General features: G+C 62.5%; 22 protein-coding genes. 5 read left to right on the top strand and 17 right to left on the bottom strand.

Going from position 1 to position 17,067, the window contains the following annotated elements:
- Positions 1 to 66 precede the first annotated feature (66 nt).
- Positions 67 to 1,038 (bottom strand): DUF2125 domain-containing protein, encoded by a 972-nt coding sequence (locus ACI3KW_RS17965; RefSeq protein ID WP_404849233.1) that lies wholly within the window; start codon positions 1,036 to 1,038, stop codon positions 67 to 69.
- Between the two features lie 142 nt (positions 1,039 to 1,180).
- Between ACI3KW_RS17965 and ACI3KW_RS17960 the strand changes: the two genes are divergently transcribed.
- On the top strand, positions 1,181 to 1,741 hold the full coding sequence (locus tag ACI3KW_RS17960) for a gamma-glutamylcyclotransferase (RefSeq protein ID WP_404849232.1): 561 nt from the start codon (positions 1,181 to 1,183) through the stop codon (positions 1,739 to 1,741).
- 4 nt (positions 1,742 to 1,745) lie between these two features.
- Here ACI3KW_RS17960 and ACI3KW_RS17955 read toward each other — a convergent pair whose 3' ends face one another.
- From ACI3KW_RS17955 to ftsE, 5 genes are all read right to left on the bottom strand, one after another.
- Positions 1,746 to 2,087, bottom strand: a complete 342-nt coding sequence (locus tag ACI3KW_RS17955) for a hypothetical protein (protein ID WP_113119884.1) — start codon at positions 2,085 to 2,087, stop codon at positions 1,746 to 1,748.
- Positions 2,088 to 2,220: 133 nt separating this feature from the next.
- Positions 2,221 to 3,024, bottom strand: coding sequence for a lysophospholipid acyltransferase family protein (locus tag ACI3KW_RS17950; RefSeq protein ID WP_404849231.1), 804 nt, complete (start codon positions 3,022 to 3,024; stop codon positions 2,221 to 2,223).
- A gap of 45 nt (positions 3,025 to 3,069) precedes the next feature.
- Complete coding sequence (locus ACI3KW_RS17945; RefSeq protein WP_404849230.1) at positions 3,070 to 3,588, bottom strand: YcxB family protein; 519 nt, start codon at positions 3,586 to 3,588, stop codon at positions 3,070 to 3,072.
- Positions 3,589 to 3,592: 4 nt separating this feature from the next.
- Complete coding sequence (locus tag ACI3KW_RS17940; RefSeq protein ID WP_404849229.1) at positions 3,593 to 4,522, bottom strand: cell division protein FtsX; 930 nt, start codon at positions 4,520 to 4,522, stop codon at positions 3,593 to 3,595.
- The gene (ftsE, locus tag ACI3KW_RS17935) at positions 4,515 to 5,177 is read right to left on the bottom strand and encodes a cell division ATP-binding protein FtsE (protein WP_113119880.1); all 663 of its coding nucleotides are present in this window, start codon (positions 5,175 to 5,177) and stop codon (positions 4,515 to 4,517) included. Before ftsE ends, ACI3KW_RS17940 begins: the two co-directional genes overlap by 8 nt.
- Before the next feature lie 230 nt (positions 5,178 to 5,407).
- On the opposite strand from ftsE, the gene ACI3KW_RS17930 reads away from it, so the two are divergent.
- Positions 5,408 to 6,283, top strand: a complete 876-nt coding sequence (locus ACI3KW_RS17930) for a zinc-ribbon domain-containing protein (protein WP_404849228.1) — start codon at positions 5,408 to 5,410, stop codon at positions 6,281 to 6,283.
- Positions 6,283 to 6,693 (top strand): response regulator, encoded by a 411-nt coding sequence (locus ACI3KW_RS17925; RefSeq protein WP_404849227.1) that lies wholly within the window; start codon positions 6,283 to 6,285, stop codon positions 6,691 to 6,693. Before ACI3KW_RS17930 ends, ACI3KW_RS17925 begins: the two co-directional genes overlap by 1 nt.
- On the opposite strand, the gene ACI3KW_RS17920 is transcribed toward ACI3KW_RS17925, so the two are convergent.
- From ACI3KW_RS17920 to argH, 4 genes are all read right to left on the bottom strand, one after another.
- Positions 6,694 to 7,797 carry a winged helix DNA-binding domain-containing protein gene (locus ACI3KW_RS17920; RefSeq protein WP_404849226.1) on the bottom strand — a complete coding sequence of 368 codons (1,104 nt, stop codon included), beginning with the start codon at positions 7,795 to 7,797 and terminating at the stop codon, positions 6,694 to 6,696.
- A 64-nt stretch (positions 7,798 to 7,861) separates the two neighbouring features.
- Positions 7,862 to 9,121, bottom strand: a complete 1,260-nt coding sequence (gene lysA / locus ACI3KW_RS17915; protein WP_404849225.1) for a diaminopimelate decarboxylase — start codon at positions 9,119 to 9,121, stop codon at positions 7,862 to 7,864.
- A 97-nt stretch (positions 9,122 to 9,218) separates the two neighbouring features.
- Entirely contained in the window at positions 9,219 to 9,938 is a 720-nt protein-coding gene (locus ACI3KW_RS17910; protein WP_404849224.1) for a gamma-glutamylcyclotransferase, read from the bottom strand.
- A gap of 176 nt (positions 9,939 to 10,114) precedes the next feature.
- Positions 10,115 to 11,563 carry an argininosuccinate lyase gene (gene argH, locus ACI3KW_RS17905; RefSeq protein ID WP_404849223.1) on the bottom strand — a complete coding sequence of 483 codons (1,449 nt, stop codon included), beginning with the start codon at positions 11,561 to 11,563 and terminating at the stop codon, positions 10,115 to 10,117.
- Positions 11,564 to 11,584: 21 nt separating this feature from the next.
- Between argH and ACI3KW_RS17900 the strand changes: the two genes are divergently transcribed.
- Positions 11,585 to 12,247 (top strand): TlpA disulfide reductase family protein, encoded by a 663-nt coding sequence (locus tag ACI3KW_RS17900; RefSeq protein WP_404849222.1) that lies wholly within the window; start codon positions 11,585 to 11,587, stop codon positions 12,245 to 12,247.
- Here ACI3KW_RS17900 and ACI3KW_RS17895 read toward each other — a convergent pair.
- From ACI3KW_RS17895 to ACI3KW_RS17870, 6 genes are all read right to left on the bottom strand, one after another.
- Positions 12,244 to 12,465, bottom strand: coding sequence for a hypothetical protein (locus tag ACI3KW_RS17895; protein WP_113119873.1), 222 nt, complete (start codon positions 12,463 to 12,465; stop codon positions 12,244 to 12,246). The two genes, ACI3KW_RS17900 and ACI3KW_RS17895, sit on opposite strands and share 4 nt — an antisense overlap.
- Before the next feature lie 2 nt (positions 12,466 to 12,467).
- Positions 12,468 to 12,650, bottom strand: a complete 183-nt coding sequence (locus tag ACI3KW_RS17890) for a putative motility protein (protein WP_404849221.1) — start codon at positions 12,648 to 12,650, stop codon at positions 12,468 to 12,470.
- Between the two features lie 99 nt (positions 12,651 to 12,749).
- Positions 12,750 to 13,433, bottom strand: a complete 684-nt coding sequence (locus ACI3KW_RS17885; protein ID WP_404849220.1) for a rhomboid family intramembrane serine protease — start codon at positions 13,431 to 13,433, stop codon at positions 12,750 to 12,752.
- A 3-nt stretch (positions 13,434 to 13,436) separates the two neighbouring features.
- Positions 13,437 to 14,033 (bottom strand): cob(I)yrinic acid a,c-diamide adenosyltransferase, encoded by a 597-nt coding sequence (locus ACI3KW_RS17880; RefSeq protein WP_404849219.1) that lies wholly within the window; start codon positions 14,031 to 14,033, stop codon positions 13,437 to 13,439.
- A gap of 2 nt (positions 14,034 to 14,035) precedes the next feature.
- The gene (locus tag ACI3KW_RS17875) at positions 14,036 to 14,233 is read right to left on the bottom strand and encodes a twin transmembrane helix small protein (RefSeq protein WP_113119869.1); all 198 of its coding nucleotides are present in this window, start codon (positions 14,231 to 14,233) and stop codon (positions 14,036 to 14,038) included.
- 33 nt (positions 14,234 to 14,266) lie between these two features.
- Positions 14,267 to 15,166 carry a LysR family transcriptional regulator gene (locus ACI3KW_RS17870; protein ID WP_404849218.1) on the bottom strand — a complete coding sequence of 300 codons (900 nt, stop codon included), beginning with the start codon at positions 15,164 to 15,166 and terminating at the stop codon, positions 14,267 to 14,269.
- An 86-nt stretch (positions 15,167 to 15,252) separates the two neighbouring features.
- Here ACI3KW_RS17870 and ACI3KW_RS17865 point away from each other — a divergent pair, with 86 nt between their 5' ends.
- The gene (locus ACI3KW_RS17865; protein ID WP_404849217.1) at positions 15,253 to 16,197 is read left to right on the top strand and encodes an NAD-dependent epimerase/dehydratase family protein; all 945 of its coding nucleotides are present in this window, start codon (positions 15,253 to 15,255) and stop codon (positions 16,195 to 16,197) included.
- On the opposite strand, the gene gluQRS is transcribed toward ACI3KW_RS17865, so the two are convergent.
- A complete protein-coding gene (gluQRS, locus tag ACI3KW_RS17860) occupies positions 16,194 to 17,051 on the bottom strand; it encodes a tRNA glutamyl-Q(34) synthetase GluQRS (RefSeq protein ID WP_404849216.1) in 858 nt (285 codons plus the stop codon). The genes ACI3KW_RS17865 and gluQRS overlap by 4 nt on opposite strands.
- Between the last annotated feature and the right edge of the window lie 16 nt (positions 17,052 to 17,067).

Genomic DNA, 17,067 nt, shown 5'->3' with positions numbered 1-17,067 from the left:
ACGCTCCGCTCCGGTTCTCAAAAACCACCATTTTCGACTCAGCCTGAGCTGAATCCCGAGCTGCCGCTAGTAGAGCGGTGGGATGGCGGCTATCGGAACAAGACCCGAATAGATGCCGCCGGCGCGGAAATTGAGCTGGTTAGTGTAAGTGCCATCGGCGCCGGGCGTGCCCAGCACCAGGGTCCGCCAGGGCTCGGCCAATAGGGGTCCGATGCGTTCGGCGACGCCGGTGGATTTGATGTCGATCTGGCCCTCGACCTGGCCGGCATCGTCGAGCTTGAGGTCGCCGCTGGCATCGAGCGTGGATGCGGCGTCGCTGCCGCGCACCGAGACCAGCTTGAGCTGGCCACCCGCTTGCTGCCAGAGCGTGAGCAGCAGCGGATCGCCCCAATTGCGGATGTCGTCGGGCAGGCCGTTCAGTTCGAGTTCGATTTCGGCATTGGTGTCGGTCAGCGTCAGGCCGGGATAGGCCAGGTTCTGGGCATGGATATAACCGGCCAGCGCTGACAGGTGGCGGTCACTATCGTGCTGCTCGGGAATGTCGAGCAGATGGGCTTCGATCAGCGGGCTTTGCGCCAGCACGCTATTGCCCATCAGCGTATCGGACCAGACCATGTCCTTGCCGATGATGGAGAGACGGGCGATGCGCCAGTCATCCACGCGGATACTGGCTTCGAAACCCGACCAGGCCAGCGTATTGCGCAGGCCGGTAAAAGCGTCGGTGATGCTGGCGGGGCCAAGCGCGGAGGCCAGCAGATGGGTGGGGCGATAGACCATGATGCTGGCGCGAATGCCGGGGATTTCAGTCAGCAGGTCCCCGCTGGCGATTTTCGCGTCGGTGCAGTCGACATCGAAGCGGAAGGGGAAGCCGCCGACATCGAGCGTGCCGCAGGTGAGGCGCGGGCTGGTAATGCCGTCAGCCTGGGCCTGAGCCTCGATATTTTGCCGCACTAGTCCGGCAATGACCAGCCAGGCAACGCTCCAGGCGAGGACGACAAACAGCACGACGCTGCCGAGAATGATGATTCGCTTCTTCATGGGGAGCACTCTTATCCTCGGCGGCGCTGCGGCTAAAGCCGTTCAGCGTGGGTAAATCCGGGTCGATCTATAATTGCATGGCAACTAGATGCAGAGGGCCGTTGCCGCAATCGCGCAGCTTTACTAGGATTCTGGTGTGGATATGACGCTGAACGCACAATCGAGCCTGTCCCGAACCCATTGGGTGTTCGGCTATGGCTCGCTGATCTGGAACCCCGGCTTTGCCCATATCAGCGCGCAGCAGGGCCTGTTGCGCGGCGCGCATCGCTCGCTGTCGATCATTTCAACCCATCATCGCGGCACGGCCGAACGACCTGGGTTAGTGTTCGGGCTGGCGCGGGGCGGGGCCTGCCGGGGCATGGTGTTTGAGGTGGCCGAGGCGGATTGGGCGGCGGTGCGGGAATATCTGGAAGAACGCGAGCAGGTCACATCGGTCTATCGCGATGTGATGCGCCCGGTGCGGCTGGCCGACGGGCGGATGGTGAGCGCCCTGGCCTTTGTGGTCGACGAGGTCCATGAGCAATTTGCCGGGCGGCTGTCGCTGGAGCAGCAATTGGCCATGGTGCGGGCCGGGGTGGGGCTATCGGGCCGCAATGTGGATTATGTGATCAATACGGCGCGCCATCTGGCAACGCTGGGGATCCGGGACCGGCAGCTGATGGCGTTGGTGGATATGCTCGAAGAGGGTGCGGAAGCCGCCTAGGACCTCAGGCCGCCTGGGCGGCCATGGGTTCGGCGCCTTCGAGGTCCCAGATCGTGCTGAGGCGTTCGGAATCGGCGGCGGGGGAGACGAGGCGGAAGACCCGGTCGGCGCAGTCCAGCGCGAGGCGGAAGCGGCTGCGGCTCATAGGATCACTCACGAGATCGGCGGTCGAGCCGACCCAGAGCACGTGGCTACCCTTGGCGATGATGTAGAGCTCGGCTTCGCCCATGGCGAAATGTTCGAGATTTTCGCTGACCAGGTCATAGGAACGGCCCGAACGGCCCTGCCAATTGGTCCCACGGCTAAAGCCGTGTGTCACAATCCTGCCCTCAACCATGCCAGCCATTGCCGTGTCCCCTGTTCGGTAGAACAAGAACAAAATTAGAACAAAATGCCGCAACTGTCAAGCTGGCACCCATGTCGTTCCTACATCTATGTATGTGACAGCAGATTCTGTCAATATATAGTGGTGCTGGCCGTCAGGAGCGCGAAGCCTTGAGAGCGTCGATCCTGCTGCTGAGATCGGGGTCCAGGGGACGCGAGAGGCCCTTTTCGGCGGCAGCGAGAATCAGTTCAGTCGATTCGGATTCGATGGCTTTTTTGAGTCGGGCGGAAAAAACGTCAGGCGGCAGCCCGGGTTCGATGGCGGGCAGGAATTTGGCTTCGGCCTTGCCTGGCCAGATGACCAGGCTATTGCGGCCCCAGAACAGGCCGGAATTCAGCGCCACCGGCACGACGGGCACGTTCAGCTCGCCATACATGCGCACAATGCCCTGCCGGTAATCGGCGGGAGCGAGCGGAGCCTTGCGGGTGCCTTCGGGGAAAATCACGATGCGGCAGCCGCGATCGATGGCGGCATGGGCCTGGGTCATCAATTGAGGAATGGCATCGGCGCCGCGGCGGCGATCGACAGCGATGCAATCGAGCGAGCGGGCGGCCCAGCCAAAAAATGGCAGGTCCATTAGCTCCTGCTTGATGATGTAGGCGGGCCGGCCGGTATAGGGAAAAACGGCGAAGACGTCCCAATCGGACTGGTGCTTGCTGGCAATGATGCAGCCGCCCTCCGGGATATTCTCGGCGCCGGTGACGATGGTGCGCACTCCGGTCAGTACGCGCAGCAGCCACACATTGGAGCGGCACCAGTATTTGGCCAGCGTCCAAGCGAGAGTGGTGCGGCGGCGCGTGATCAGCCAGAGCAGGCCGATGATGATGGCGATAATGGCGGTCTGGCCAATAAAGACCACATAGAACAGCGCCGTGCGGATCGCCTGGATGAACTTCAAATCGGACCTCTCTGGCGCAATGGGTGGCCAGCTTCCGCAGCGTTCTTAATGGGCAATGCCGCTGCTGGCGAGATATTCCCGCAATTGTGCAAGCTGATCGGCGCTGAGTAGCCGCTTGGGCAGCATGCGATAGATGCGGGGACCTTCAAAGAGCAGGATGATCTTGTCGTTTTCGAGCCAGGAATGCAGGTGCGCCCAGGGCACAAGGTTCTCCCCGTATTCGGAGCTGAAGCTGAGCCCTTGCGGCGACCAGCTATAGTCGACGGGCGCGCGCAGGGTTTTTTGCGAGGCAAAGGCCTGGCGGGCAGCGCGCGGGCCCTGGATCAACGTCATGCCCACGATGATGCAGACGGGCAGCACGGCTATCAGGATGATGATCCCGGTAAAGGGAATAGTGCCTGCCCCGTCGGTACCCAGAGAAATGGCAATCAGCGCGATGAGCAGAAACAGCCACATCGCGCCAAAGCGCAGCAGGATGGAGCGGCGCAGCAGGAACGAGGTGCCATAGAGCCGTTGCGCCGCCACTGCGTCGTCTTCGGTGAGGGCAATAGTGACGGGCTGCATGGCGCTACGAGGTCTCGCTGAGATAGCGGCGCACCGTCATGCGCGAGGTGATGGCGGTGAGCGCCGCGATGACGGGAATGACGGCGATGATACCGATCAACCCGTCTATGCCCAGGGCAAAGCGCCCGAACAATACGCCCATTTGCGCACCGGCTTCGCTGGACAGCACATTGCCCGCCGCCGTGCTGATGACGAAGAAGAAGAGGAGCGTGGCGGCCGCGCCCAATAGTCCGCCTTGCAGGCCGATGGAGAGGAACCGGCCCTGAAATTCGCCGGCAATGAAGCGGTTGGAGGCCCCGATATAGTGCAGCACGTCGACAATCCCGCGATTGCTGGCCATGGCGCCACGGGTGGCAAAGATGATAGCGAGCACGGTAGCGACGCCGATCAAGGCCAATACCATCAGGCCCGAGAGCACGATGGTGCCCGCCATGGTATTGAGCTGTTGGCGCCAGGCGGCGTGGGTATCGAGGCTCGCGCCCTTGACCGCCTGAAGATTGCGGGTGAGCCCCTCGATATCGGCATCGACCGGATCGGCCAATTGCACGACCACGAGGCGGGGAATCTCGATGGCGGTGAGGTCGAGCCCAGCGCCCAGCCAGGGCTCGATCAGCTTCTGGCTTTCCTCGATGGTCAGCGCACGGGCGGAGGCGACGCCGGGCGTGGTCTGAGCCAGCGACACGGCGGTGCGCAGATTTGACTCCATGACCTCGCCCTCGACGGGGCGGATCTGGATAGTGAGTTCGCGCCCAACGTCGGCCGACCAGGCGATGGCTGATTTTTGCACCAGCACTACCCCGCCCAGCGTGACGGCGGAGAGAAAGCTCATAATGGTGATCATGAGCAGCAGGGTGCGGCCCGCAACGCTTTTTTCCGGAACGATGGGCGCGGCGCCGCGGCGGCGGGGCAGGAGGGAGAAAAGGCGCTCAATCATGGATCACCAGCTCGCCCTTACTAAGCAACATGCGGGGATAGGAGAATTTGTCGAGCAGCGGCAATTCGTGGGTGGCCAGGATAATCGTGGTGCCGAGGGTGCGATTGAGTTCGGCAAAGAGGTGCACGAGCCGGCTCGACAGTTCCGGATCGACATTGCCGGTGGGTTCGTCCGCCAGCAGCACTTTGGGCCGGGCGATGACGGCGCGGGCGATGGCGGCGCGCTGTTTTTCGCCACCCGAGAGCAAGGACGGCAGGGCGTTCATGCGCTCGCCCAGACCGACCCAGTCGAGCAGTTCGGTGACATTGGGGCGGTATTCGCTTTCGGCCTGGCCCAGCACGCGCAAAGGCAGGGCGACATTTTCAAAGGTCGTCAGGTGATCGAGCAGGCGGAATTCCTGGAACACGATGCCGATATGGCGGCGCATCTGCAGCAGCCGGTCCTGGCTCAGATCACTCACATCCTCGCCGAACATGGTGACCTTGCCACGCGAGGGTTTGAGCGAAAGCAGCAGCAGGCGCAACAGGCTGGTCTTGCCGGCGCCCGAGGGGCCAGTGAGGAAATGGAACGAGCCGGGCTCGATCGAAAAGGTCAGGTCCCGCAAGATTTCGGGACCGTTGCCATAGCGCAGTCCCACATCGGAAAACTCGATCAAAAAAGCAGGCTCCCCACTTGTCCGCCGGCCGGAGCGCCCAGGGGCGAATCAGCCATGGTGCGCATCATAACAAAGGCGGGCGCCCGATGCGGCTGGCGTGAGCCATTGCCCGCAGGAAACGGCACAATTGTGGTGTTTTGCCGTTTCCGCCGCGTGGTTTGAGGAGTTTTAACCCCATCGGCATAGGTTCGGCGGGGCGCATTTATGTTTTACCCTCATTGTCTGGCCCGATGATCATCACCTGTCCCCATTGCCAGACCAAGTATCAGGTGACCTACGAGGCCATTGGCTCGGTCGGTCGCAAGGTGCAATGCGCCTATTGCCAGCGCGCCTGGCAGCAGGAGCCGGTGCGGCCCGAGGCTCCGCCGGAACCGGCCGATCAATTGTTCGAAGCCATGGCCGAGGACGGATTGGATGAGGCGCTGGCGGCCGAGGAAAAGGCTGTGGCCGCCGAACTGGCGCAGCGGCTGGCGGCCGAGCAGGAACACAAGACAAAACCGGCCGGTGAGCTCGACCCGGCGGTCATTCGCAAGCGACAAAAGGCATTTTTGCGCCGGCAGAGCGCGCTGATCGCGCATTTGCCGCTAGCCCGGCTGCGCCGAGCGGCGCGGGTGGGCGGCACCCTCATCCTGTGCGGCTTGATTGGCCTGTTCTATTTCGGTCGCGTGCAATTGGTCGAGCGCATCCCCTCGCTGGCCGGCGTTTATGCGTCGCTGGGCATGGGCGTCAATGTCGTGGGCCTCGATTTTTCCAATATCACTGCGCAGCGGGCGCTGCGCGATGGCAAGGACGTACTGATCGTTTCGGCGCAGCTGGTGGGGCTGCTACCTGACCCCGTGGCGGTGCCGCCGGTCGTGGTAACACTGCTCGATCCGTCTGGCGCGGCCATTTACGAGTGGAGCGTCACCCCATCGGTGCGCGATCTGATGGCGGGCGAGCGTTCGAGCTTTGATACCCAATTGGCCCTGCCGCCCGGGGAGGCTGCGCGCATGCGGCTGAGCTTTGGCGCGACGGCCGGCAATGTGGCGCTGCGCCAGACAACACCTATATCGGGCAATGCCGGGCCGTCTGCGCCCCAGGCCCCCATTTCTCCGGAGCATCCCTGATGGCCCGTATTCTTGTTGCCGAAGACGATCCGTCCGTGCGCGCCTTTGTGGTCAGCGCATTGACCATGAAGGGCCACGAAGTGGTGGCCGAGGAAGATGGCGGATTGGCTGCCGAAACGGCGGATGAAGAGCAGGGCCGGTTCGACCTGCTGCTATCCGACATCAAGATGCCGATCATGGATGGCATTGCGCTGGCGCTGCATGTGGCGGCCAAATATCCCGATGTGATCATCGTGCTGATGACCGGCTTTGCCGACCAGCGCGAGCGGGCGCATGGGCTGGACGCCTTGATCTATGACGTCATCGTCAAGCCGTTCACGCTGGCGGATCTGTTGGCCAAGATCGACGATGCCCTGGTGGGCAAGCCGGTCGAAGTGGTGTCACTGGGCCGGCGGGCGCTGGAGCAGTAATCAGCCAACAAGCGGGCGCCACTCGACCGCGACCTTTGCCATTCCATCGGCGAGAAAAGCCCCCATGGCGAGGGCCTCGGCCTCGATATCCGTCTTCTCGGCTTTGCTGAGCTTGCGGAAGGGGGCGAGGTCGAGCGTGAGGCTATCCTTGGTCCGGTTCACGGTCCAGTTGCCGGCGATGAAGCCGTCCATGGTGAAGGTTGCGACATAGCCGTTGACGACCACCATGCGTTCGCGGGCGTAAGTTGGTTGCAGGCGGGAGCGGTCGGCGAAACCTAGAAAGACATTGTCGTAATCGGGCAGGAAGCGGACCGGCGCTGGTGTGTCGGAGTCAGGGCGTGGCGCGTTGGGCAAGTCGTACAGCACGCGGCCATCTTCGCCACGGAATTCTACCAAGTCTTCGCGCACGGCGTCGAAGGCCGGGGCGAGGCGGGTGAGGCCGCACCAGGTCTGCATATCCTTGACGCTGGCGGGGCCATAGGCGGAGAGATAGCGCAGGACCAGTTGGGGCAGGGGGATTGGGTCGCCGAGGCCTTGGCCGATCCATTTTTCGATACGCATCAGCAGCGGCGCGCCGCCATGGCCCCAGATGCGGGTAGGGGGAATCTGGATCAGCGTTTCGGCGCCCTGCACCACCTGGGCCAGAACCAGCGGATCGCTATCGGGAAAATGTTCGCGCAGGCGTCGGCCGAGTTCGCCTGAAGTCATGGGCGCTTCGTCGATTATGGCGACGCCTCGGCGGTTGACGTCCAACCGGTCCGCATTGATGGCGCGTGATTTGGCGACCGAACTGAAGGTGCGGTCCAGCACGGGCTGCATGAGCGGGCGAATCCTGCGCATATCCGGCACGGTATGCAAATGCAGCGTGGTGCGCATGGTGGTGGCGCGGAGCAGGGTCTTGTCGGTGATCAGCGCGGTCAATGCGCCATGAGTGAAGCCCGCAATGCGATTCCACAGCGCGATATAGGGCGTGTTGGTGGTTTGCGCCTGCAGACCGAGCAGGAAGGTGACGGCGTCGGGAATGGCAATATCGGCGCGTTCCAGCATCCACTGCCGGGCGAGCGTGGCGCGGTTGAGCTGGCGGTCAGAAAGGGTCTCGGGCATGGCCATCTCCTCGGGGAGAGACGACTATGCCCGACCCGATATGACAAGGGGTGTCAGCAGGCGCTCACAGCCAATCGGGGACGCTGTCCAGCGCGATCAGCTCGTCGAGCGATTTGCGCGGGCGGATGACGTGGAACCTGTCGCCATCGACCAGCACTTCGGGGATCAGGGCGCGCGAATTATAGGTCGAGGCCATGACCGCGCCATAGGCGCCGGCGCTCATGACGGCGAGTAGGTCGCCTTCCTTGACGCCCGGCATGGTGCGCGCCTTGGCGAGGTAATCGCCCGTCTCGCAGACCGGGCCGACGATATCAGCGGTGATCGGGGCGAGATTGGAGTGGTTGACCGGCTCGATATCATGATGGGCTTCGTACAGCGTGGGGCGGATCAGATCGTTCATTGCCGCGTCGACGATAACGAAATTGGTGCCGCCTTCCTTCACATATTCGACCTTGGTGACGAGAATGCCGGCATTGCCGACCAGCAGGCGCCCCGGCTCGATGACGAGGGTCACGCCCAATTGGCCGACCTTGTCGCGCACGACGGCGGCATAGGCATTGGGCAAAGGCGGGGCGGCTTCTTCGTGGCTATAGGGGATGCCGAGGCCACCGCCGACATCGACATGCTTTATGTCATGACCATCGGCGCGCAGCGCCTTGACCAGCTCGGCCATCAGGCCAAAGGCATTGCCGAAGGGTTCAAGATCCGTGATCTGGCTGCCGATATGCATATCGACGCCAACCGCGACCACATTGGGCAGCTCGGCAATGCGGCGATAGACTTCGAGCGCGCGAGCATAGGGAATGCCGAACTTGTTCTCGGCCTTGCCGGTGGAAATCTTGGCATGGGTGCGGGCATCCACATCGGGATTGATGCGGACGGAAACGCGGGCGGTCTTGCCCATGTCGCTGGCGACCATGGATAGGCGTTCGAGCTCGGGCTCGCTTTCCACGTTGAAGCACTTGATGCCGGCTTCGAGGCCGCGGCGCATTTCGGCAACGGTCTTGGCGACGCCAGAAAACACGATCATGTCGGGCTTGATGCCAGCAGCCAGAGCGCGTTCGAGTTCGCCCAGCGAAACCACGTCGGCGCCGGCGCCTTCGGAGGCCATCAGCTTGAGTACGGCCTGGTTGGAATTGGCCTTCATGGCATAGGCCAGTAGCGTCGGGATGCCCTCGAACGCGGCTTTCACCACGCGCACATGGCGGCGCAGAGTGGCGGATGAATAGACGTAAAACGGCGTGCCGACCTTTTCGGCCAGCGCGTTGAGATTGACGTCCTCGGCAAAAAGGGTGCCGTCGCGGTGTTCGAAATGGTGGACCATTTTAGTTCCCGGTCGTCCCGCATCCACAAGGACGCGGTGGGTGTTGCCCGTCTGGCGACGACCTCTACGGCACCGCTTGAAAAAACGAAAGCAAGACTTATCGATTCACCGCATAAGCGGCTTCGATCCGCTCTGCGACGAGGTTTTGCAACTGCCAGAGATGGGGGTCGTGAATGCCCATATCTTCGAGATGCCGCACGGTGGCGAAGAGATATTCGGCCATGGAGCCGCGATTGCCGACTGCCTTGGCCAGCACATCGGCAATCGCATCGACGGTGAGGCCCGAGACATAGCGGCCCGAATGGCGGTCGATGCAGAAGGTGATGGCGCGGATACTGCGCTCGCCGCTTTGCACATTGACCCAGCGTGGCGGAAAGGCGGAGGGCAGCCAGCCCATTTCGCGCTCGAGCAGCTTGGTCAGGTTTTCGTCGATCCTATCGGCGGGGAGGCGGTAGAGCACGCCCTTGCAGGCACCGCCGCGATCGAGCGCCAGCATGAGGCCTGGATTTTCGTCGCTACCGCGGAAGCGGTTGTTCCAGCCCAGGCAAAAGGCGCGATGCCAGCCGCGCACCACGCCGGTGCGCATTTCGACGAAGTCGCAGGCCGGCTTCCAGATCAGCGAGCCATAGGCGAAGAACCAGACTTCGCCGGTATGGGGTTGCTCGCCTAGCAGGTCGTGGATGGTGGCGTTGTAATCGTCTAATGTTGCCGCCCGCATCCCTTCCGGGGGCGGGGGCATTTCGTCGGAAAGCGCAGCGTGTTGCACAAGGGCGACATGACGCTCGGAGAGGCGCATCTGTCGGATTTTGGGTGGCATGCGCAAATCTCCACTTTCCCTCTCCCCTTGAGGGAGAAGGTGGATCGGCGCAGCCGAGACGGGTGAGGGGTTGTCTCAGTCAGCGTTGAAGGAGCAGTCATCGCTGACCCCTCATCCGCCCCTATGGGGCACCTTCTCCCTCAAGGGGAGAAGGGAAGATCGCGGCTTATCGAGATTTATTCAACCCCGCCATCGCCATGGCCGCCATGCTTTTTCTTTTGCAGCGGCTTGGGATCGTGTGCCTCGCCGGTGAGAATGGTCTTCCAGCGGGCGGCCTGGATCAGCACATTGGCGGGGGCGGTGCCGCCATAGGACTGGCGGGCCGCGACGGAGGCTTCGACCGTCAGCACTTTGTGGATGCGGCTATCGATGCGCTGGTCGATGAATTTGAAGTCCTCGATGGTGAGGCCTTCCAGGCCGCAATTCTTCTGCTCGGCCAGGGCCACGATCTGCCCGGTAATGTGGTGGGCATCGCGGAAGGGGATATTGAGCTCGCGCACCAGCCAATCGGCAATGTCGGTGGCGGTGGAAAAGCCGGCCGCGGCCGAGACGCGCATGCGTTCGCGATTGGGCACCATATCGCCCACCATGCCGGTCATGGCGGCCAGCGACAGGGAAAGCGCGTCGAGCGCGTCGAAAGCGACTTCCTTGTCTTCCTGCATATCCTTGGAATAGGCCAGCGGCAGGCCCTTCATCACCACGATCAGCGAGGTGAGCGCGCCCAGAATCCGGCCGATCTTGGCGCGGACCAGTTCGGCAGCATCCGGGTTGCGCTTTTGCGGCATGATCGAACTGCCGGTGGTGAATTTGTCGGAGAGGCGCACGAAGCCGAATTGTGCCGAACTCCAGATCACCATTTCCTCCGCAAAGCGGGAAAGATGCATGGCGCAGATCGAGGCGGCGGCCAGGGTTTCGAGGATGAAATCGCGGTCCGAAACGGCGTCGAGCGAATTGGCGGTGGGGCGGTCAAAGCCCAACTGTTCGGCGGTGCGCTCGCGATTGATGGGGTAGGGGGTGCCGGCCAGCGCAGCCGAGCCGAGCGGGCTTTCGTTCAGACGCTTGCGCGCGTCGAGCAGGCGGCCGGCGTCGCGGCCCAGCATTTCGACATAGGCGAGCAGGTGATGGCCAAAGGTTACCGGCTGGGCGCTTTGCAGATGGGTAAAGCCGGGCATGATGGTCTGGGCTTCGTCTTCGGCCTTGGTCACCAGTGCGAGCTGCAGGGTATGGACCTGCATCACCAGCGTATCGATGGTGTCGCGGATATAGAGCTTGAAATCGGTCGCCACCTGGTCATTGCGCGAGCGGGCGGTGTGCAGACGTCCGGCGGCATCGCCGATCTTTTCGCGCAGGCGGGATTCGACATTCATGTGAATGTCTTCGAGTGCACGCGAGAACGTGAAGCTACCGCTCTCGATTTCCGCCAGCACCTCATTTAGACCGGCCACGATGGCGTCGCGATCTTCCTGCGTCAGAATGCCCGTCTCGGCGAGCATTGTGGCATGGGCGATTGATCCGGCAATATCCTGGCGGAAGAGGCGCTGATCGAATCCGATCGAAGCGTTGATTTCTTCCATGATGGCGTCGGGGCCAGTGGCGAACCGGCCGCCCCACATCTTGTTGCTCATCGCTGGTTTCCTGGAGATTGCATGTCTGACAATAGCGCACCCCACCAACCAGCACCAAACCGCTCGCGGCTGTTCATCACGCTGGCTGTGGCGGGAGTGGCCGTAGCTATAGCGGCGTGGACCTATCTCGGCAATGCTGCCGGCGCCAAGGAATGTCCGGTGCAGGCCGAGGCCGCCGCAACCATCGATAGTGCTGCCAAGGGCGAGCTGGCAGCGCTGATGGGGACCGGGGAAGGGCGCGGCTACAAGACCATGGCGTTCAAGGACGCCACGGGCAAGGACGTGAGTATTGCCGATTTTTCTGGCAAGGCGCTGCTGGTCAATTTCTGGGCCAGCTGGTGCGTGCCGTGCCGGGCAGAAATGCCGGCGCTCGATGCCATCGCCACCAAATACAATTCGGACGCCTTCATGGTGCTGCCGATCAATCTCGATATCGGCGAAGGCGGCCTGGAAAAGGCCAAGGGCTTCCTCGACGAAAACCAGTTCAAGAACCTGCCGCTCTATGCCGATAGCAGCTTTGCCGCCTTTGAGCGGCTCAAGCGCGAAGCGGTGGCGGTAGGCCTGCCAGTGACGCTGGTGCTGGATGAGAATGGCTGCGAGCTGGCGGTGTTGCAGGGGCCAGCCGAGTGGCACACCCCTGATGGCGAGGCTGTGGTCGAGGCGCTGGTGGGGTTGAAGAGCTAGATCAGCCGATCCACCACGGCGCCCGAATTGATAACGGGCGCCTTTGTGTCCGCTTGGGGATTGAGCAAGGCGGCCTTGGCCTGTTCTTCGGCGGCAGCGATGCGCAATTGCGCGGTGAGTTCGGCGACCTTGGCGAGCTGAGCCACCGCAGGCGTGCCGGCGCGATCAACGATGCGGTTGATCATGGCCGGTGGGCTGGTGCCGATGGAATTGCTCATGGCTAGGCCTGCTTATCTATCCTGAGGCCCTGGCCAGGCGGTGGCGCAGCGGGGGCGGATTGCAGCAGGGTATTGAGAAGGGTCGCTTCCAGGTCGTGGGTCTTCTTGAGCACGGCCATCTGCACGGAATTCTGCGTTACCGCACTCCGCATAGTCACCATTTGCATGGCCAGATCGCTATCCAATGGACCGTCCCTTCTGGGTCAATGAAGGTGTAGAATAGCGGCTGGGCGGTAAACAAAGGCTTGGAATATTGTGGCGATTTGTTGAAATTGCCGCCGAGGTCAGCGGCCGCCCCAGAACACCACTTCGCGCCGTTTGAGGCCCGCCGCCAGGATGATGCCAGTGACAAAGCCGCCCAGATGGGCCCACCAGGCGACCGATTCCGTCGAGCCGATGACCACATAGAACAACTGGGTGGCGACCCAAAAGCCCAGCATCCAGAACGCCGGTACGGGCAGGGGAATGGGGATGATGATGCGCGCCAGAACGAAGACTCGGGCATGGGGGAAGAGCAGGATATAGGCGCCCATGACGCCGGCCACCGCGCCGGACGCGCCGATCAGTGGGCCATTGGCATCGAGGTTGAACGCCATATGAGCCAGAGCCGCGCAGATGGCGCAGATCAGATAGAAGACCAGGAACCGGACATGGCCCATGGCGTCTTCGATATTGTCGCCGAAAATCCATAGGAACAGCATGTTGCTGAGCAGATGCAGCCAATCGGCGTGGAGGAACGCGTAGGTGATCAACGTCGCCCAATCGGGCAGCCAGGGCACAGGCTGGGGGTAAAGATTGCGCACGACGATGGGGATCATGCCGAAATCGATGGTCGCCTGATCGAAGGCCGCCGGCGGTAGGACGGACTGAAACAGGAAGCAGATGATCGTTACGGCCATCAACCCATAGGTCACATAGGGAAACCGCACATGCCTCAAGGGATTGGTGTCATGCAGCGGCAGGAACATGGGTCAGTCGCCTTTCGCCACGTCGCCGTGGTTGCCGGGCACCCATAGCACGTCCTTGGCGCCATTGGCATTGGCCACGCGCGCCAGCACAAAGAGCAGGTCGGAGAGGCGGTTGAGGTAGCGCACGGCTTCGGGATTGGTATCGGGTTCGGCCGCGGCCAACTGCACGGTCAGGCGCTCGGCACGGCGCGAAACGGTGCGCGCGATATGGAGCGCCGAAGCCAGTGGGGTGCCGCCGGGCAGCACGAAGCTTTTGAGCGGGCTGATATCGGCGTTGAAATGGTCGATCTGCTTTTCCAGCCATGCCGTCTGCACGGCGCGGACGCGCAGGGTTGGGTGCTCGGCCGCGGGATCGTCGACGCCGGGGGTCGCCAGATCGGAGCCGACATCGAAGAGATCGTTCTGCACGCGGGAAAGCAGCATATCGATCTTGGGCATGGAATTGGTTTGCAGCCGCGCGTGACCGACAAAGGCATTGGCCTCGTCCACTGTGCCATAGGCCTCGACGCGCAGATCGAATTTGGGGCGGCGCGGGCCACGCACAAGGCCCGTCGTGCCGTCATCGCCGGTCTTGGTATAGATGCGGTTGAGCTTGACCATAGCTAGCCCCGGCCGCCGAAGAAGTAGAGCGCGCCGAGCAGCAGCACCAGCGCCACAGCCTGGCCGATGACGCGCAGGCGCATCAATTTCTGGCTGGTATTGCCCGGACCGCCCTTGAGCATATTCCACAGACCCATGCCCAGCACGATGACGACAAAGATCAAAGCGAGCGCGATGGCGATATTGAGAAGGGTTTCCATGAAAGTCCTGCAAGCGTTCAGGGGCTGGCGCCCCTACGAATCCGTAGTGCCGATATAGCTCGAAAGCCCCTCGGCCAGCGCATCATAGATGGCACGAATCCGGTGGCTGGTGAACAATTCCCTGTGCGTGGTGAGCCAGACTTCGAGCGGGGGGACCGCAAGATCAATTGGCAGGGCCACCATGCCGGGCGTTTGCGCGACCAGGCCAGCCTGGGCAAAGCCCACGCCCAGACCCGCGCGCAGCAATTCCCACAGCTGGGTCTGGCTGTCGGAGCGCAGCAGAAAATGTTCGCGCTTGAGTGGGAAGCCGACCTTCTGCGCGTGAGCGATGATGAGATCGGAGCGGTCCAGCCCGATGAGATCGTGGTCGTAGAGATCGGCCGGCGTTTTTGGCGTGCCGCGCCGATCGAGATAGTCCTGATGGGCGACGGGGACCATGGGGATTTCGCCGAGCTTTTTGGTGACCAGGTCGAGCTGGTTGGGCCGGAACATGCGAATGGCGATATCGGCTTCGCGCAGCAGCAGGTTTTCCGCCGAATCGGTGGGGACCAGCTCAAGCGCGATGGCGGGGTAGCGTTGGCGGATGGTGACCAGCAAATCGGGCAACACGTAATTGGACACCATCGTGCTGGCGGTGATGCGCACGGTGCCGCCGAATTCGGCCTGAGCGCCTTCGGCGAGGATCGCGGCCTGCGCCAAAGAGGCCTGGGCGGCGGCAACGGGTTCGTAGATGCGCAGCGCCGCGACATTGGGCTTGAGGCCGCTCAGGGTGCGCTCGAACAGCGACAGGCCCAGATCATATTCGAGGGTTTCGATATGACGACCGACCGTGGGCTGGCTGATGCCCAGTTCGCGCGCTGCAGCCGAAAGCGAGCCATTAGCGACAACAGCGGAAAAACTTCGCCACAGGGCCCAATCGGGTTCTCTATTCATTTTTGAATGGCGATCCGAAGGAAATAGCGAATTTATGGACGATAGTGAATGGAGGATGCTGTGTCCATCGGCAAAGGAGATGCATGATGAGCACGGCAAAGATCACGGTTCTGGGTATTAACGGCCATATCGGCCACCACGCGGCCAAGGCGTTTCGCGACGCTGGCTATAGCGTCACCGGCTTTGGCCGCAGCAATCGGACGCCGGTCGAGGGCGTCACTTTCGTCAAGGGCGATGCGGCCAATGTTACCGAGATCGCGGCGGCGATTGCCGAGGCGGATATCGTGGTGAATGCGCTCAACCTGCCCTATGACAAATGGGACAAGGGCCGCGCCGAGGCGCAGCTGGCTGGCGTGATCGCCGCCATGGGCGATAGCGGCAAGACCATGCTGTTTCCGGGCAATGTCTATAATTACGCAGCGACCGACCGGCGTATGAGCCCGGATATGGCCCAGCAGCCGCAGACGCCGCGCGGCGCGATCCGGGTGCGGCAGGAGGCGATGCTGGCGGCGGCATCCAAGGCCGGCAAGTTCCAGACTATCATCATCCGGGCTGGGGATTTCTACGCGCCGGGCAATGCTGGCGACTGGTTCGATCAGGCCATGCTGATGGATGCCAAAAAGGGCAAGGTCTATCATATGGCCGATCTGGATGTGGGCCATGCCTGGGCCTATCTGCCCGACCTGGGCCGGGCATTCGTCAAGGTGGCCGAGCGGCGGCAGAGCCTTGGTGCCTTCGAGACGTTCCACTTTGCCGGGCACTTTGAAACGCATGGCGCCATGTTGGCGGCTATTCAGGCGGCGGCACCGGTTCCGCTCAAGGCGGCGCAATGGCCCTGGATCGTGCTGCAAGCCATGGGGCTGGCAATGCCGATGATGCGCGAGATCGTCAAGATGCGCTATCTCTGGAACAATCCGATGGAACTGGTCGACCCGCGCTTGGATGCCATTCTGGGCAAGGATTTCGGCACGCCATTCGCCGAAGCCGTGGCGGCGTCAACCAAACCGTTCTTTGCTGACGAGGCGGCCTAAAAACCCAACTCCCGGCGAACGTCCTGTTGTGTCCAGCCAGCGTCCCGCAGGCTCGCCAGATTGGGCGAACCTTTCGATTTGCTGAGTTTCTTGCCCTCGGCGTCGAGGATCAGCCGGTGGAAATTGTAGATGGGCGAGGGCAAGCCGAGCAGGAATTGCAGCAGGACATGCAGGTCGGTTGCTGCTTCCATGTCGCGACCGCGGGTGACGTGGGTGATGGCCTGGGCGGCGTCGTCCACGACGACGCTGAGATGGTAGCTGGTGGGCGTGCCCTTGCGCTGCAGCACCACATCGCCCCAACGCTCGGGGCGGGCGTAACGCACTTGCGGGCGGTCGCTGACCAATGGGCCGACAATGGTAAAAGTCAGCATGCCGGTCCGGGCGAGGGCTTTTTCGGTGTCGAGGCGGAATTGCACGGGGTCGCCGCGTTGCAGGCGCTCGATCTGTTCGCCCCGGTGCAGATGCCGGCAAGTGCCGGGATAAAGCGGGGCGCCGTCGGGGTCGGTGCCCTCGGCTTTGGCGGCGATATCGCTGCGCGAGCAAAAGCAGGGATAGAGCAGATCAGCATCGCGCAGGCGATTGGCCGCCTCGGCATAGACGGGGAAGCGCTCGGACTGAACCATGACCGGCTCGGGCCAATCCAGACCCAGCCAATGCAGGTCATCGATAATGGCCTGGGCAAATTCGGGTTTACAGCGATCGGGGTCGGTGTCCTCCATGCGCAACAGAGCCGTGCCGCCCAGTAGCGCTGCCGCCTGCCAGGTGTAGAGCGCCGAATAGGCATGGCCCAGATGCAGCCGGCCATTGGGGCTGGGGGCAAAACGCAGGATGGGTTTGGACGATGGCGAAGACATTGCAGCTTGTGTACAG

The organism is Devosia sp. ZW T5_3 (assembly GCF_044987315.1).
GTDB lineage: Bacteria > Pseudomonadota > Alphaproteobacteria > Rhizobiales > Devosiaceae > Devosia.
This window is presented reverse-complemented; position numbering and strand designations above follow the sequence as displayed.

Excerpts from the sequence above, each read along its gene's own strand:
- ACI3KW_RS17965 (WP_404849233.1), bottom strand. The coding sequence starts at position 1,038 with ATGAAGAAGCGAATCATCATTCTCGGCAGCGTCGTGCTGTTTGTCGTC.
- ACI3KW_RS17960 (WP_404849232.1), top strand. The coding sequence starts at position 1,181 with ATGACGCTGAACGCACAATCGAGCCTGTCCCGAACCCATTGGGTGTTC.
- ACI3KW_RS17955 (WP_113119884.1), bottom strand. The coding sequence starts at position 2,087 with ATGGCTGGCATGGTTGAGGGCAGGATTGTGACACACGGCTTTAGCCGT.
- ACI3KW_RS17945 (WP_404849230.1), bottom strand. The coding sequence starts at position 3,588 with ATGCAGCCCGTCACTATTGCCCTCACCGAAGACGACGCAGTGGCGGCG.
- ACI3KW_RS17940 (WP_404849229.1), bottom strand. The coding sequence starts at position 4,522 with ATGATTGAGCGCCTTTTCTCCCTCCTGCCCCGCCGCCGCGGCGCCGCG.
- ACI3KW_RS17930 (WP_404849228.1), top strand. The coding sequence starts at position 5,408 with ATGATCATCACCTGTCCCCATTGCCAGACCAAGTATCAGGTGACCTAC.
- ACI3KW_RS17925 (WP_404849227.1), top strand. The coding sequence starts at position 6,283 with ATGGCCCGTATTCTTGTTGCCGAAGACGATCCGTCCGTGCGCGCCTTT.
- ACI3KW_RS17920 (WP_404849226.1), bottom strand. The coding sequence starts at position 7,797 with ATGCCCGAGACCCTTTCTGACCGCCAGCTCAACCGCGCCACGCTCGCC.
- lysA (WP_404849225.1), bottom strand. The coding sequence starts at position 9,121 with ATGGTCCACCATTTCGAACACCGCGACGGCACCCTTTTTGCCGAGGAC.
- ACI3KW_RS17910 (WP_404849224.1), bottom strand. The coding sequence starts at position 9,938 with ATGCCACCCAAAATCCGACAGATGCGCCTCTCCGAGCGTCATGTCGCC.
- argH (WP_404849223.1), bottom strand. The coding sequence starts at position 11,563 with ATGAGCAACAAGATGTGGGGCGGCCGGTTCGCCACTGGCCCCGACGCC.
- ACI3KW_RS17900 (WP_404849222.1), top strand. The coding sequence starts at position 11,585 with ATGTCTGACAATAGCGCACCCCACCAACCAGCACCAAACCGCTCGCGG.
- ACI3KW_RS17895 (WP_113119873.1), bottom strand. The coding sequence starts at position 12,465 with ATGAGCAATTCCATCGGCACCAGCCCACCGGCCATGATCAACCGCATC.
- ACI3KW_RS17885 (WP_404849220.1), bottom strand. The coding sequence starts at position 13,433 with ATGTTCCTGCCGCTGCATGACACCAATCCCTTGAGGCATGTGCGGTTT.
- ACI3KW_RS17880 (WP_404849219.1), bottom strand. The coding sequence starts at position 14,033 with ATGGTCAAGCTCAACCGCATCTATACCAAGACCGGCGATGACGGCACG.
- ACI3KW_RS17875 (WP_113119869.1), bottom strand. The coding sequence starts at position 14,233 with ATGGAAACCCTTCTCAATATCGCCATCGCGCTCGCTTTGATCTTTGTC.
- ACI3KW_RS17870 (WP_404849218.1), bottom strand. The coding sequence starts at position 15,166 with ATGAATAGAGAACCCGATTGGGCCCTGTGGCGAAGTTTTTCCGCTGTT.
- ACI3KW_RS17865 (WP_404849217.1), top strand. The coding sequence starts at position 15,253 with ATGAGCACGGCAAAGATCACGGTTCTGGGTATTAACGGCCATATCGGC.
- gluQRS (WP_404849216.1), bottom strand. The coding sequence starts at position 17,051 with ATGTCTTCGCCATCGTCCAAACCCATCCTGCGTTTTGCCCCCAGCCCC.